General features: G+C 68.6%; 16 protein-coding genes and 1 tRNA gene. 4 read left to right on the top strand and 13 right to left on the bottom strand.

Going from position 1 to position 14,354, the window contains the following annotated elements; translation table 11 throughout:
- Window positions 1-96: 96 nt before the first annotated feature.
- Window positions 97-426 (bottom strand): Mpo1-like protein, encoded by a 330-nt coding sequence (locus ASD38_RS16130; RefSeq protein WP_056439024.1) that lies wholly within the window; start codon window positions 424-426, stop codon window positions 97-99.
- Window positions 427-566: 140 nt separating this feature from the next.
- Between ASD38_RS16130 and ASD38_RS16125 the strand changes: the two genes are divergently transcribed.
- Both ASD38_RS16125 and ASD38_RS16120 read left to right on the top strand, forming a co-directional pair.
- Window positions 567-1,391 (top strand): acyl-homoserine-lactone synthase, encoded by an 825-nt coding sequence (locus tag ASD38_RS16125; protein ID WP_056461569.1) that lies wholly within the window; start codon window positions 567-569, stop codon window positions 1,389-1,391.
- Window positions 1,392-1,578: 187 nt separating this feature from the next.
- Window positions 1,579-2,019, top strand: a complete 441-nt coding sequence (locus ASD38_RS16120) for a helix-turn-helix domain-containing protein (RefSeq protein ID WP_056439019.1) — start codon at window positions 1,579-1,581, stop codon at window positions 2,017-2,019.
- A gap of 108 nt (window positions 2,020-2,127) precedes the next feature.
- Here the strand turns inward: ASD38_RS16120 and ASD38_RS16115 are convergent, their stop codons facing one another.
- Window positions 2,128-4,446, bottom strand: a complete 2,319-nt coding sequence (locus ASD38_RS16115) for an alkaline phosphatase family protein (protein WP_200941406.1) — start codon at window positions 4,444-4,446, stop codon at window positions 2,128-2,130.
- Window positions 4,447-4,676: 230 nt separating this feature from the next.
- Window positions 4,677-5,030: a PilZ domain-containing protein gene (locus tag ASD38_RS16110; RefSeq protein ID WP_082554671.1), complete on the bottom strand. Its 354-nt coding sequence runs from the start codon at window positions 5,028-5,030 to the stop codon at window positions 4,677-4,679.
- A gap of 221 nt (window positions 5,031-5,251) precedes the next feature.
- Between ASD38_RS16110 and ASD38_RS16105 the strand changes: the two genes are divergently transcribed.
- Window positions 5,252-6,244, top strand: coding sequence for a glucokinase (locus ASD38_RS16105; RefSeq protein WP_056461566.1), 993 nt, complete (start codon window positions 5,252-5,254; stop codon window positions 6,242-6,244).
- Window positions 6,245-6,290: 46 nt separating this feature from the next.
- On the opposite strand, the gene ASD38_RS16100 is transcribed toward ASD38_RS16105, so the two are convergent.
- From ASD38_RS16100 to ASD38_RS16070, 7 genes are all read right to left on the bottom strand, one after another.
- The gene (locus ASD38_RS16100; protein ID WP_056461563.1) at window positions 6,291-6,818 is read right to left on the bottom strand and encodes an SRPBCC family protein; all 528 of its coding nucleotides are present in this window, start codon (window positions 6,816-6,818) and stop codon (window positions 6,291-6,293) included.
- Window positions 6,819-6,905: 87 nt separating this feature from the next.
- A complete protein-coding gene (locus ASD38_RS16095; protein ID WP_056461560.1) occupies window positions 6,906-7,328 on the bottom strand; it encodes a VOC family protein in 423 nt (140 codons plus the stop codon).
- A gap of 28 nt (window positions 7,329-7,356) precedes the next feature.
- Window positions 7,357-7,791, bottom strand: a complete 435-nt coding sequence (locus ASD38_RS16090; RefSeq protein ID WP_056461558.1) for a YybH family protein — start codon at window positions 7,789-7,791, stop codon at window positions 7,357-7,359.
- 82 nt (window positions 7,792-7,873) lie between these two features.
- Entirely contained in the window at window positions 7,874-9,139 is a 1,266-nt protein-coding gene (locus ASD38_RS16085; protein ID WP_056461555.1) for an RNA polymerase sigma factor, read from the bottom strand.
- Window positions 9,136-9,546: a YciI family protein gene (locus ASD38_RS16080; protein WP_056439705.1), complete on the bottom strand. Its 411-nt coding sequence runs from the start codon at window positions 9,544-9,546 to the stop codon at window positions 9,136-9,138. The genes ASD38_RS16085 and ASD38_RS16080 overlap by 4 nt, the downstream gene beginning before the upstream one ends.
- A 129-nt stretch (window positions 9,547-9,675) precedes the next feature.
- Window positions 9,676-9,752, bottom strand: a tRNA-Met gene (locus tag ASD38_RS16075).
- 44 nt (window positions 9,753-9,796) lie between these two features.
- Window positions 9,797-10,849 carry a glycosyltransferase gene (locus ASD38_RS16070; protein WP_056461552.1) on the bottom strand — a complete coding sequence of 351 codons (1,053 nt, stop codon included), beginning with the start codon at window positions 10,847-10,849 and terminating at the stop codon, window positions 9,797-9,799.
- A gap of 268 nt (window positions 10,850-11,117) precedes the next feature.
- On the opposite strand from ASD38_RS16070, the gene ASD38_RS16065 reads away from it, so the two are divergent.
- Window positions 11,118-12,335 (top strand): PQQ-dependent sugar dehydrogenase, encoded by a 1,218-nt coding sequence (locus ASD38_RS16065; RefSeq protein ID WP_056461549.1) that lies wholly within the window; start codon window positions 11,118-11,120, stop codon window positions 12,333-12,335.
- A gap of 144 nt (window positions 12,336-12,479) precedes the next feature.
- Here the strand turns inward: ASD38_RS16065 and ASD38_RS16060 are convergent, their stop codons facing one another.
- From ASD38_RS16060 to ASD38_RS16050, 3 genes are read right to left on the bottom strand one after another with little or no spacing between them, the layout of a single operon-like run.
- Window positions 12,480-12,851, bottom strand: coding sequence for a hypothetical protein (locus tag ASD38_RS16060; protein ID WP_056438991.1), 372 nt, complete (start codon window positions 12,849-12,851; stop codon window positions 12,480-12,482).
- A gap of 56 nt (window positions 12,852-12,907) precedes the next feature.
- The gene (locus ASD38_RS16055; RefSeq protein WP_056461546.1) at window positions 12,908-14,023 is read right to left on the bottom strand and encodes an NAD(P)/FAD-dependent oxidoreductase; all 1,116 of its coding nucleotides are present in this window, start codon (window positions 14,021-14,023) and stop codon (window positions 12,908-12,910) included.
- A 22-nt stretch (window positions 14,024-14,045) separates the two neighbouring features.
- Entirely contained in the window at window positions 14,046-14,345 is a 300-nt protein-coding gene (locus ASD38_RS16050) for a hypothetical protein (RefSeq protein WP_056438983.1), read from the bottom strand.
- Between the last annotated feature and the right edge of the window lie 9 nt (window positions 14,346-14,354).

Here is a 14,354-nt window from a genome sequence, read left to right as displayed (position 1 = left end):
GATCGTCTTATCGTTCTTGCCCATCTTTCATTATGGGTATGGCAACGATCATGAACCGGGTTTTGCTGCGATGCAATATCGCAAAAGCGAAGAGACCTAGAAGGGTCGCTTGCCCGTCACCACCTCGAACCACAGCCGAAAATCGCCCGCCAGGCTGTAGAACGGGTGCTTGAACGTGGCCGGCCGGTTCTTCTCGAACACGAAGTGCCCGACCCAGGCGAAGCCGTAGCCGACCAGGGGCGCGGCCACGAAGAACCGCCAGTCGACCAGGAAACCGCAGGCCAGGACGGCGATGACCAGGGTCGTGCCGATCACGTGCAGCCGCCGGCTGACGCGGTTGACGTGTTCGGTCAGATAGAAGGGATAGAACGCCGCGAAGGTGCGGTAGCGCTCGGTTCCGGCTTGTCCGTCGTCATGGCTGGTCATGCCCCATGTTCCGTCTGTCGGCGGCCGGAAGCAAGCCCGCCAGGGCGCACAATCCAGGGTCAGCTATAGGCCGTTCGGCCTATCCCGGCGCGCGAAGAACCTGTGATCTATGAACGCCATCCGCCGCGGGGGATGGAACCATGATCCACATCGTCACGTCCGAGAACCGACACCTTTACGGGCCGCAGTTGTGGGCCATGCACGAACAGCGGCGCGAGCAGTGCGTCGAGAAGAACGGCTGGGTCGACCTGGTCGTGCTCGATGGCGGCGAGGTCGACGACTACGACGACTTCCGCGCCATCTACCTGCTGGGTTTCGATGACGACATGCTGCTCGAGGTCGGCTTGCGCCTGCATCCCACCGACGAGCGCTGCATGCTGGCCGACAAGTTCCCCCACCTGATCGCGCCCGGCGAGACGCCCAAGAAAGGCTTCGACGTCTGGGAGGCGACCCGCCTGTTCACCACCGAGATCTATCGCGCCAAGAAGGGTCCGGGCCGCGGCGCCCGGGTGTTCGAGGTCTGGGCCGCGGCGATGGAGCTGGCCCTGGTCAACAAGGTCTCGCGCTTCGTCGGCATGATCGACATGTCGCTCTATCCCGGGATCCTGAATTCGCCGATCGACACACGCCTGGTCGGCCTGCCCCGGCCCTATGCCTATGGCGTGGTCGCCGGCTCCGAGATCGCGCTGTCGCCCGACCTGCTGGAACGGGTGCGCGAGGCGATCGGCATGGACGGGCCGGTCGGCTATCATGTCGACGAGTTCGATCTGCGGGCCTTCGGCAATCTGGCCGCCGTGCAGCGCCAGGTGGTTCGCGCCCAGATCCCGCAGTTCGCCCCGGGGACCGCCCGCGACGAGACCCTGGCCGCCGAGACCCTGTATCGGCTTAACGACGTGTTCGGACAGGCTCGCCGAATCTGGGCGGACCGCGGATCACAACCCTTCCGTCAGGCGTTCAACACCTAGAGCTGTCGTACAGCGAAACAATTTTGCCCGGAAATCGCCTCGATCTGGGCGTGTACGTCCCTACGTTAGGGAAAGCTTGGGGCTTGTCAGCTAAACCACAGCGACCTAACGCCGCGCCCTGCCTCTGCCGCGTTCCATGAACGCCCCGGACGTGGCATGGTGAATTGACAACCTTTGGAGGCGAAACTTGAGCGAAGAAACCGAGGGCCGACGCCCGAATCCCGTCGATCTGCACGTCGGTGGCCGTGTCCGGATGCGTCGCAAGCTTTTGGGCGTCAGCCAGGAACAGCTGGCCGACTCGCTGGGCCTGACCTTCCAGCAGGTGCAGAAGTACGAGCGTGGCGCCAACCGCGTCAGCGCTTCGAAGCTGTATGAAATCGCCAAGACCCTCCAGGTCCCGGTGTCGTTCTTCTTCGACGGCCTGGCCGACCCGATGGACGGTTCCGACGGCGACGAAGTCGGTCAACAGGCCGAACGCATCGTGCAGGAATTCCTGACCACCCCCGAGGGTCTGGAACTGGCCGAAGTGTTCCCGAAGATCGGCCGCGGCCGCGTGCGCCGTCAGGTTCTCGACCTGGTTCGCGCCATGGCCGAAGAAGCCGCTCGGGCCGAAAACGCCGCCGCCTGATCCGGCCCCGGGTCTCGCGAAAATCACAGCTAGTCCGTTCGGGCCCCGGCGAGACATCGCCGGGGCCCGATCGTTTTTGCGGCCGCGAATCCCGGCCACGCGACGCCCTCAGCGGGACGGGCGCGACGGCGGAGCGGGCGGGGCCTTGCGGGCCGCCCGGGCCAGGCTGACCTTCGCCGCCACCTCGTCCCCATAGGCTTGCGCCTCGCCCACGGTCTTGATGGCGGCAAGGCGCGCCTGGATCGCCGCGGTCTCGGCCGGATCGCCGCGCGTCAGCGCCGCATCGGTCTTGGCCAGGATCTGCAGGAAGCCCTGGGCGTTGCCGCTCTCGGGAAAGGGGGTGTCGGGCGGGGGCGCCGCGACCGCCGCCCGCGCGACCGCCGCCGTCGCGGGATTGTTCAGGACGGTCGGGCAGTCGGTGCGCGGGGTCGACAGCGACAGCAGCGACAGGACGTTGTTGGCGCCGGTGTCGCGCTGGGTCATCGGGGTCAGGCCGAACAACCCCTGCAGCGTGGCCGAGACCGAGGCGTGATCGTAGAGCGTGTGGTCGACCACGCCCGCCGGGATCAGAGGCGAAACGATCACCGCCGGCACGCGCACGCCGTACACGTCGAACAGGAAGCCGCCGGAATTGATCGACAGGTCCTGCGGGCTGCCGTCGTTCGGCGGCGTGGCCGCGACGGGCGCGACGGAGTCGTAGAAGCCGCCGTGCTCGTCATAGGTGATGATCAGCAGGCTGCGGTCCCAGAGCGGCGAATTGCGGATCGCCTCGTAGGTCGTCTTGATCAGGGCCTCGCCGCCCGTCACCGAATCCATCGGGTGCTGCGACGAACCGCCGACATACGAGCCGCCCAACACATCGCCGTAGTTGGGCTCGATGAAGGTGTAGGCGTAAGGATACGGACCCTGGAGGTCCGAGGCTAGCGAAGAGACGTCGTTGGTGTCGAGCTTCCAGACGATGCCCTTCAGCGCCGACACCTGGGGCACGCCGCCCAGCACCGGGCCGCTCTCGTCGGCATAGAGGCGCCACTGCTGGCCGTTCGCCGTCAGCTTGCCGTAGATCGAACTGCCGCTGGGATACACGAAGCCGCCCCCCAGCGGCGCCTCCCACAGGCCGATCTGGGCGGAGCTGGGGGAATCCGCCCAGCCCGCCGACGAGGCGCCGTGGACGAAGAACCGGTTGGGCCAGGTCGGGCCGGGAATGGAGGAATGCCACTGGTCGCAGAGGGCGAAGGTGGTGGCCAGCTGGTAGATCACCGGCAACTGGGTCGGCGTATCGAAGCACAGCATAACGTCGCCATACTCGCCCGAGGTCGGCAGGCCGGGATTGTTCGACGTGATCTCGGTGGTCGTGGTGGCGTAGTTGGCGACGAAGCCGCTGTTGTTGATCGGCGTGTTGTAGGCCTGCCACGGCGTGTGGGTCGCGCCCTGGCCGCACAGCTGCTCGACGACGTCGGCGAACTCGTGGCCGGGATCGGTCGGCATGGACGGCGGGGCCGGAGAACCGACGAAATAGGGCGTTCCGTTATAGCTGTTGCTGTCCGAGGCGGTGGCCGCCGTGATCCCGGGAATGCCCGAGAGGGCGAAGATGTTGTCGAACGAATGGTTCTCCAGCATCAGGACGAAGACGTTGTCGACCAGGGCGTAGGGACCGGTCTTGCTCATCGCCGTCGTGGTCCCGCCCGAGGGCAGGTTGATCGAGAACGTGCCGGTGTCGACCGTCAGTCCCAGGTTCTGCCCGGCGTCGGCCGACTGCAGCTGGCACTCCTTCCAAAGGGAGTCGATCAACGAGCCCCCGCTCTGGTAGACGCCCGGCGTCGAACCGTCCTGCACGACCAGCTTCAGGGCCCAGTAGTCCAGCACCAGGGCCACATCCAGGCCCAGGCGGAAGGTGACGGTCAGCGGCCCCACCTGCTGGCCCGGCGTCGCCGTCCAGGTTCCGCACTGGGTCCCGTCGGTGCTGTTGTTGTGCCACAGCGTGATGATGGCGTTGCCGTCGGTGTTGTTGGTCACATAGGCCTCGGCCGTCACCTGATCGACCGGGTTCATGTCCGTCGAGGTGCCGCCGGAATCCAGATTGATGACGAAGGTCTCGGAATTGACCGTGAAGGTCAGGTTCTGGCCGGCGTCCGGCCCCTGCAGCTGGCATTCCTTCCAGTCGCTGTATTCCAGGGTGCCGCTGCTCTCGTAGAGACCGGGCGTCGAGCCGCTGGTCACGTTGATCTCGCAGGCCCAGTAGTCCCAGACCGTCCACGATCCGATGCCGGTCTTGAAATGCACGGTGAGTGGGCCGACCGTCTGGTTGGGCCCTGCTGTCCATGAGCCGGACTCGGTGGGGTAGTCGGAATTGGTGTGCCACAGCGTGATCGCCGCGTTTCCGTCAGTGGTGTTGGTGATGTAGACCTGCGCGGTCTGCGGCGTAGACATGTCTCGTCCTCCCGGCCCCTCGGAATTCGGCGTCGCCCTCGCGCGCGGCGAGCGATCAACTGAAGACCACCTATGATCGCGGGAGAAGTTGCTCATCCCAAAGGATTGAGTCAACGCATGGGGGAAGAATTATAGATGCACTTATGAAGCGAAATCAGTCTTGACATGACGCGGCGTCGCGCGGGGTCGGCGGCCGACAGCGGTGGATCGACCTCGCGGCTTTGGATCGCCTAGCTGGCCGAAACCCGACGCTGGCCGGCCTGCCAGATGCGCTTGGCCGTCTGCAGCGAGGCCGGCGCCAGACCCCGCAGGTCGTGGCTGCGAAGGATCTTCAGGCCGAATTCGCGGTCCTTCTGCCAGACCACCTTGGCTTCGTGGGCATAGCCGGTGACCAGGTCGACCAGTTGGACGCTGTCCGGCGGCGTCGCGCTGGACAGCATCTGGATGCGCAGGCCCGTGTCCGACTGGTCGCGCACGACGCAGTCCCACGCGAAGGCGCCGCAAAGCACCTTCCCGGGATGCTGCATAGACGTGCGGGGACCGGCGCGCCGGTCGAGAGCCCCGTCAGAACCAAACTTCGACATACCCCTACCAACGCGCGGCGGCGTTAATCGGCGGTGCAGCGGAAAGGTTTATTTGCCGCTGACCACGCCGCGGGCCCCGGTTATCCCCGCAAAAAATCGCCTCTTGAGCGCCAATGGGGAACCGCGAGCGGCCGCGGTTATTTAGCGGATAACCCGGTTGCGGTTATGATGCGCCCAGGCCGGCGAAGACCGGCCCACGAGGAAATGAAAAGGACCGCCCGATGACCCACGGCGTGGCGCTGTTGGCCGACGTGAACGGCCGCGATCTGATCGTCGCCCTGGCCCGGCCCGGCGACACGCCCGGCGAGCACCGGGTGCTGCCCGGCTCCACGCCGCTGGAGCTGGAAGCCGGCCTCAAGTCGGTCCTGGCCGAGCTGGGTCCGGATGCGCTGGTGGGCGCGGCGATCGCCGTCGCCGGTCCCGAGATCGACGGGACGATCGTCGTGACCAACGGCGGCCTGAGCGTCTCCCTGACTTGGCTGCGCCACGTCCTGCGCACGCCCCGGGTCTATCTGGTCAACGACTTCACCGCCTGCGCCATGGGCGCGCCCAAGGTCGCCGAGGCCGAGCTGAGCGTGGTCCATCCCGGCAAGCCCGCCCGCAACGGCGCCATCGCCGTGCTGGGTCCCGACATCGGCCTGGGCGTGGCCGGCCTGGCCCCGCTGCGGGGCGAGGGCTGGCTGGCCGTGCCCAGCGAGGGCGGTCACATGGACTTCTGTCCGGTCGAGGCCCGCGAGGCGCCGATCTTCTCGGCCGTCCGCGCCCGCCACGGCGACGTGTCCGCCGAACGCCTGCTGTCCAAGGAAGGCCTCGGCGACATCCACTGCGCGCTGGTCGGCGACGGGGATCCTCTCGCCGTGCCGGAAAATGACAACGTTATCATAGAGCTGGCGCGAGCCGGAGACACCAAGGCCCGCGAGGCGATCTCGATCTTCAGCGCCCTGCTGGGCGGTTTCGCCGGGGACATGGCCCTGCTGTTCGCCGCCCGGGGCGGGGTGTTCCTCAACAGCCCGCTGCTGGAGGCGATCGACGGCCTGCTGGACCTGCAAGCCTTCGCGCGCCGCTACCGGACCAAGGGGCGGATGAGCTATTATCTGGCCGAGGTGCCGGTGTTCAGAATGCCAGGCCGCCCGACCCTGCTGGGCCTGTCCAGTCTGTTCACCCCCAGCGACATGCACTACGCCGCCTCGGACGTGAAGTTCCTCGACTGCTGAGCGGTTCGTGTCTGGGGACACGCGCAAGCGCATGTCCCAGACGGGTCTACTTTTCGGCTTCCGCCTTCAGGCTGGCCAGACCGGTCTCGAAGTCCTTGCCGGCCATCCGGTCCATGTTGAAGATCACGTCCATCACCTTGAACAGGAAGGGCGACGGTCCCTCCATGGCCCAGGTGACGCGGGTGGCCTCGCCCTCGGGGACCAGGGTGAAGATCGCCTTGTTGTGGACCTCGAAAGGCTTGGTGAAGTCCAGGCTGGTGACCAGCTTCGACGGCGCGGCGGCCTCGATGATCTCCATGCGCCCGGCCCCGGCCTTGCCGTTGCCGCTCCAGGCATAGGACGAGCCCAGCCCGCTGGCCGGGCCGCCGTAGGTGCGGGTCATGGCCGGATCCAGCTTCTCGTAGGGCGACCAGGCGCCCCACTTATGGAAGTCGTCGATCAGGGCGTAGATCTTTTCCGGCGGCGCCTTGATCACGGTCGAGCGGGCGACGCGGAAGTGGTTGGGCTTGGTCGCCGCGTAGCCCAGCAGGGCGACGATCGCGACGGCGACGACGATGGCGATGATCTTGAGCACGGCTGTCCCCTCCTCTTGCGACGAACGGAACCGGCCAAATCCGCGAGATGGCCGGCCCCGTCCTTGTTGGCTTCACTCGGGTCGGCTTCAGGCCTTGGGCGTCGTGGCGATCGACCACGAGAAGCCGTAGGGATCCTTCAACTGGCCGTAGCGGTCGCCCCAGAACATCAGCTGCACCGGCAAGGTCACCTCGCAACCGGCCGCCACCGCGCGCTCGAACCACTTGTCCACGTCGTCGACCTGCAGGTGCAGGGTGAAGGCGGCGGGCTTTTCCTCGGGGTAGCCATGCTCGGGATAGAAATCGCTGAGCATCAGCGAATTGCCGTTGATCAGCAGGTGGATGTGCATGGTCCGGCCCTTCTCGTCCGGCGGCATGCGGTAGAGGTCCTGGGCCCCGAAGGCCTTGGCGTAGAAGTCGGCCGCCTGGCCGGCGTTGCTCGGCGACAGGTAGGGCACGATGCCGCCGGAAACGGGCGGCAGGTCGGGCATTTTCGGTTGGGTGTCGGTCATGGACGTTTCTCTCCGGGCGAGGGGTTGGTCAGGGCTTCAGGTCAAGGGCGGCCTTGAAGCTGCCGTCCATCAGGAACGGCACGGACTCGTGGGCGTGGACGATCTTCCAGGCGCCGCCGCGCTTGCGCAGGCCCAGGGTGCAGCGGAACCACAGGTCGGCGATCTCGCCGTCGGTCTTGGTCCCGGTCATGTGGGCCAGGCCGTGGGCGAAGGCCACGTCGCCGGCGGCGGCGATCTCGAGATCGGGCAAGTCATAGCCGATGGGGCTGGACCAGGTGTCGAACCAGGCCTGCAAGCCGGCGGGATCGGGCCCCGTGGAGCCCAGCGGCGGGGCCAGCGAATAGAGCGCGAAGTCGGCGGTCAGGTCGGCGGTCGCGCCCTGGGCGTCCTTGTCGTGCAGCGCCTTGGTCCAGGCGTCGATCACGCGACGGATCGCGACCTCCTCGGCGGCGGCGTCAGGCATGGCGGTCTCCCGTTGGGTTCGACCAAAGGACGGACGCCGCCCCGCCGACCCGACACGCGCCGGAAACTTTTTTCGAGATCCCCTAGCCGCCCGTCCCTTCCTTCATCAGCCTGTCCAGGTGCAGGCGGATGTGGGCGGCCTCGGCGGCGGTGTTGGCCAGGGCGATGGCCTGGTCGAAGGCGACGCGCGCCTCGTCCCGCCGATCCAATTGCAGCAGCAGTCCGCCCTTCACGCCGAAGAAGTGGAAATAGCCCGACAGCTTGGGCGCCAGCGGCTCGATCATCGTCAGCGCCGCCTCGGGCCCGGCCACCTTCGACACCGCCACGGCCCGGTTCAGCGTGACCACCGGCGACGGCGCCAGTTGCTCCAGGTCGCCGTACAGCAAGTCGATCCGAGTCCAGTTGGTCAGATCCGCCCGTTCGGCGCGGTCGTGCTCGGCGGCGATGGCGGCCTGCACCAGATAGGGCCCGGGCCGGCGATGGCGCACCGCCTTGTCGATCAGGGCCAGCCCCTCGGCGATCATCCGCGGGTTCCACAGCGAGCGGTCCTGGTCCTCCAGCAGCACCGCCGCCCCGTCGGCGTCGAACCGCGCCGGCGCGCGGGCGTGCTGCAGCAGCAGCAGGGCGGTCAGGCCCATGATCTCCGGCTCGCTGGGGAATAGGCGCAGCAGCAGGCGCGCCAGCCGGATGGCCTCGTCGCACAGCGAGCCGCGGGTCAGCAGTTCCTTGCCGCCGGCCGAATAGCCCTCGTTGAAGATCAGATAGACCATGGCCGCCACGGCGGTCAGGCGCTTATCCCGTTCCTCGGGGTCGGGCGCGCCGAACGGCACGTCGGCCGCTCCGATCCGGGCCTTGGCGCGGGTGATCCGCTGCTCCATCGCCGACTCGCCGACCAGGAAGGCGCGAGCGATCTGTCTGACCGACAGGCCCGAGACGATGCGCAGGGCCACGGCGACCTGCTGGGTCGCCGGCAGGTCCGGATGGCAGCAGATGAACAGCAGCCGCAGCACGTCGTCGCGATAGTGCTCGCCGTCCAGCCGGTCGACCAGGGCGGCCTCGGCGTCCTCCAGGTCGGAGATCAGCTCTTCCGGCGGCAGCGGCGACGACTTGCTCTGCTTGCGCACACCGTCCAGGGCGGCGTTGCGGCCGACCAGGATCAGCCAGGCGGTCGGGTCGCGCGGCGGACCATTCTTGGGCCAGGCCTTCAAGGCTCGCAGGCAGGCGTCCTGGAAGGCCTCCTCGGCGGTGTCCAGGTCGCGGAAATAGCGCAGCAGCGCCGCCACCGCCTGGGGCCGGGCCGCGGTCAGGGCGGCGTCGATCCAGGCCGCGTCGATATTGGCGATGGTCATGCCCGAACCTTCCTCGCGCGTCCTTGGGTCAAGCCGCCGGGACGATAGACGGCCAGCGGACGGATTTCATAGGCGCCCCGGTCGGGATTGGCCGCGGCCAGGTCGCGCGCCACGTCGATCGCCCCGTCCAGGTTCCCGCAATCGACGACATAGAACCCCAGGAGCTGCTCCTTGGTCTCGGCGAACGGCCCGTCGATCACCACCGACTCGCGGCCCCCCTCCGGGCGCCCCTTGCGTAGGGTGACGGCGGCCGTCGTCGGCAGCAGGCGGGCCACCGCGCCCAGTCGATCGGCGCCGGCCAGCACGGCCTCGACCATCGCGAGCCGGGCCATGACCACGGCGTCCTCCGCCGGCGTCCAGGCGCCGACCGCGTCCTCGGAATTGTAGCAGAGAATGGCATAGAGCATCGGACCGCGCACCTTGTCGTAGCCAGGACGATCAGGCACGGCGCGATCCGACACGGCGACGCGAAATATTGGGTCGCGGGGTTTTGATTTTGGGAACCGCCGACATCCAGGGCCGCCAGGACCCGGGGGTGGTGGCTGGGGGCGGGATCGAACCGCCGACCTGTGGGTTATGAATCCACCGCTCTAACCATCTGAGCTACCCAGCCGCACGAAGCGGAGGCGGGCTTATAAGCGCAAAGCGGGGGCGGCTTCAAGCCCGTCCGAGCATCAGATCGAGCACCGCGTCGAGACGCCGCTTCAGGCTTTGCGGACCATAGTCGGCCAACACCTTGGCGCGGGCCGCCACGCCCAGGGCGCGGGCCTTTTGCGGGGTGGCGATCACGCCGGCCAGGGCCTTCGCCAGGGCGGCCGGGTCGCCCGGCGGGACCAGGACGCCGTCGACGCCGCCGTCGATCATCTCCACCGGCCCGGGAATCGCGGCCGACACGGCCGGCAGGCCGACGGCCATGGCCTCGAGCAGCACCAGCGGAAAGCCCTCCTGGTGGGACGGGAAGGCGAAGACGTCGCCGGTCGCCAGGAAGGCCGAGACGTCGCCGCGCCAACCGACCAGGCGCACGCGACCGCCCAGGCCGTGCTGGGCGATCAGTCCCTCCAGCTTGCCGCGCTCGTCGCCCTCGCCGGCGATCTCGCACTCGAAGCCCTGGCCCTGATCGCGCAGCAGCGCCAGGGCCGCGATCAGCACGTCGAAGCCCTTCTTGGGATGCAGGCGGCCGGCGGCGACGACGCGCGGCGCGCAGATTCCGTCGCGAAACGGCGTCGCCAGCGTTGTCGGCGGCTTCACGGCGTTGGGCACGAAGTGCACGCGCTGGGCCGGCACGCCGCGCTCGATCGCCAGGTCGGCCAGGTGCCGGCCGACGCAGACATAGTGGGTGCGCGTGGTCTCGACGTCGAAGGCAGGCTTGTGCACGCAGATCGCCAGCACGGCCTTGGCCGGCGCGACCCTGGCCAGCAGGCGGGCGGGCCGCTGGCCGTGGCTGAGGATCAGGTCCGGGGCCGTGGCCTTGACGATCTTGCGGGCGGCGCCGACGGTGACCGGGTCCCAGTCGGTATAGGCCGGCATGGCCGTCAGCGGCGGCACGCGGCCGCTCTGTTGGGCGGCGACCTTGCCGCCGGCCCGGACCAGGCCCGTGGCCGCGCCGCCGTCCCGGGCCGCGTAGGCCTCCAGGATCGGCTGGTAGTCGAGGAACACCTGCTCCAACCCGCCCAGGCCCTTGCCCAACATGGCGTGCAGGATGGCGGTCAAGGCGGGCTCCGTTTCTGGCTCGGCGAGGCCGGACCTTCGTCGGCGGCGTGGTTCAAGTCAACGCTCCCTCCTGCCTGTCATCCCGGACGAGCCCGGCGAAGCCGGGTGAAGATCCGGGACCGCCGGAAGCGCGGCGCTCAGGCGTCGGTCCCGGATCTTCGCGCTGCGCGCTCGTCCGGGATGACAGCTAGGGGCGGATGACAAGCGCGGATTGAAATGACAACGTCGTCAACAGCCCCGTCGCCCCCATCCCAACCGGACAGTTCCCATGCGTCTTCGCCATCTCGCCCTCGCCGCGCTGGTCCTGTCGGCGTGCGGCCCCGCCAACACGGCCCAGGCCGTGCCGAACCCACCGGTCGAGACCGGTCCGCCCAACGCGCCCGACCAGAAGCCGGCCTTCCCAGGGCAGACCCGCGCGCCCGAGGAGAAGCTGGGCGTCGCCTATCAGGTCGAGACCCTGGCCACGGGCCTGGACCATCCCTGGAGCCTGGCCTTCCTGCCCGACGGCTCCAAGCTGGTCACCGAGCGGGCCGGCCGCCTGCGGATCCTGGGCGCCGACGGCAAGCTGTCGCCCGCCGTCGCCGGCCTGCCGGCGGTCTATGCCGAGGGCCAGGGCGGCTTGCTGGACGTGGCGCTGGACCCCGACTACGCCAAGACCGGCCTGATCTACTGGACCTATGCCGAGCCGCGCGAAGGCGGCAACGGCACGACGGCGGCGCGCGGCAAGCTCGTGCCCGGCGCCGCGCCGAAGCTGGAGAACGTCCAGGTGATCTGGCGGCAGATGCCGACCATGGACTCGGCCCTGCACTTCGGCGGCCGCCTGGCCTTTGCCCGCGACGGGGCGCTGTTCGTGACCACCGGCGAGCGGTCGATCATCCCCGGCCGGATGCAGGCCCAGAAGCTGGACGCGGCCCTGGGCAAGGTCATCCGCATCCGGCCGGATGGCGCGACCCCGGCCGACAATCCCTATGTCGGCAATCCGCAGGCCAAGCCGGAGATCTGGTCCAGGGGCCACCGCAACCTGCAGGGGGCGACGATCAATCCTTGGACCGGCGAGCTGTGGACCGTCGAGCACGGCGCCAAGGGCGGCGACGAGCTCAACACCCCCAAGGCCGGCAAGGACTACGGCTGGCCGACCATCACCTATGGCGAGGACTATTCGGGCAAGCCGATCGGCGACGGCGTCACCCAGCACGAGGGCATGGAGCAGCCGCTCTACTACTGGGATCCGGTGATCGCCCCCTCGGGCCTGGCCTTCTACAACGCCGACCTGTTCCCGGCCTGGAAGGGCAGCCTGTTCGTCGGCGGGCTCAAGGGCTACCTGGTGCGGCTGACGCTGAAGGACCACCAGGTGGTCGGCGAGGAGCGCCTGCTGTCGGAGCTGAACTTCCGCATCCGCGACGTGAAGGTCGGCCCGGACGGGGCGCTGTACCTGGTGACGGATGAGGACGACGGGCGGGTGCTGCGGGTCGCTCCGAAGGGCTAAGCGGCGAACACTTGCCCCCTACGGATCGCTTCGCGACCGTCTTCCCCCAGAGGGGGAAGAGGAGCCGTGCGCGCGTCCTCCGCCCCCTATGGGGGCGGACAGACCGCGAAGCGGTCAGGTGGGGCAAGTGCGTGAGCCACCGCCCTACTTCGGTTTCCCCTTCCGAGCCTCCCACAGGCTCGCGGCCAGCGAGGGCTTGCCCTTCAGCAGGGTCGCGGCGGCCATGCCGGCCAGGAACGAGGCCGTGGGATGCTCCTGCATCATGGCCAGCACGCGCTTGTCCAGCGGCGGCTGGCGGGTGCGGGCCAGGTGCTGCTTGTGCAGCAGCGACCAGACGGCGACGACCACGGCCGCCACCACCGCGACGATGGTGTAGGCCCAGGCCGAGCCGACCCACTGGGACAGGAAGGCGAACACCGCCATCGCCCCCGCCACCGCCGCGATCGCCGCGGCCATGATCAGGCCGGCCCCGGCCATCAACCGCGAAATCAGTCTGTCGATGAAGTCGTCCAGCATCGCGCCCTCCTGAAAAGCCAAGATTGCAACGCGCGAAGCGGCGGTTGGTGGCAAAGCTACGCCGTCAGGCGAAGCGCGACCTCTTCGCCGATCGCCAGCGAGCTGGTCAGACCGGGGCTCTCGATGCCGAACAGCGCCATCAGGCCTTCCAACCCGTGCGTGTCGGCGCCGCTCAGCTGGAAGTCCGGCTGCGGCTCGTCCGGACCGTGGATCTTGGGCCGCACCCCGGCATAGTCGGGAACCAGCAGCGCCTCGGGCACGTCCGGCCAGAACTTGCGGACATAGGCGGCGAAGGCGGCCGCCTTGGCCGGATCGACCGAATAGTCAGGGGCCGGGACGTACTCCAGGTCGGGCCCGAACACCGCCTGGCCGCCCAGGTCGTTGCGATAGTGGGTGCCCAGGGCTCCGTGGATCGGCGGCGGATAGATCAGCCGCTGGAACGGCGCCTTGGCCGCCAGCCGGAAATAGACGCCCTTGCCGTACCAGCCCTTGGGAATCTGGTCGGCCGGGAAGCCTTCGATCGTCCCGGCCACGGCCTGCGCCGAAAGGCCGGGGGCGGTGACCAGCAGGCGGCAGGTCAGGCTGGCCGGCTCGGCCCCGCCGATCCGCACGGTGAAGCCGCCTTCGGCCAGGGGCGTGGCGCCCTCGAACGGGGTGCTCACCACCACCGCCCCGCCGGCCGCCTCGATCTCGCCCTGCAGGGCCAGCATGTAGTCGTGGCTGGCGAACACGCCGCTCTCGGGCGACAGCAGGGCGGTGTGGGCGTTGAGGCCGGGCTCCAGGGCCCGGGCCTGGGCGCCCGTCAGATGCTCCATGCCCTCGACGTCGTTGGCCAGGGCCTGCTGGAAGATCGCCTCCAGCTGCGGGATCTCGCTTTCGCTGGTGGCCACCACCAGCTTGCCGCACTTCTTGTAGTCGAGGTGATGCTTGTCGAGGAACGCGTAGAGCAGCCGCCGTCCCTGGACGCAGAACCGCGCCTTCAGCGAGCCGGTCGGATAGTAGAGCCCGCCGTGGATCACCTCGGAATTGCGCGACGACACGCCCTGGCCGATATGGCCTTCGCCCTCCAGCACCGCGACGACCAGCCCCCGCCGGGACAGGGCGTAGCCGCAGGCCAGGCCGACCGCGCCGGCGCCCACCACGACGGCGTCGAAATCGAAGGCTTGGGTCATTGGGGGATCACCAGCCGCCGCTTCACCCGCGCGATGCATCCAGGCGCTGCTTCAAGCCCGCGCGAAGCTCCGCGAAAAAGCCCTCGGCCTCGACGTTCGCCGCGGGGTCATCCTCGGCCTCCAGCCTTTCCAGCAAGGCCTCCAGCTTGTCGCCGCCGCCCATGATCTCGACGGCGCGGCGATAGTTCAGGTCCGCCAGTTCGGCGGCCACCGCCTCGTCCAGCGACGAGAATTCACCACGCGCCACGCGCTCTCCGAGATCGAACGCGTCCTCGGGCCGAAGGGTCACCACGACGGGCCTTGGCTGAACCGGCTTATCCATGCGGCCAGC

It is taken from the genome of Caulobacter sp. Root487D2Y (assembly GCF_001427165.1).
GTDB lineage: Bacteria > Pseudomonadota > Alphaproteobacteria > Caulobacterales > Caulobacteraceae > Caulobacter.
Note: the sequence above shows the minus strand (reverse complement) of the source record. Positions and strands in the feature narration are given on the sequence as shown.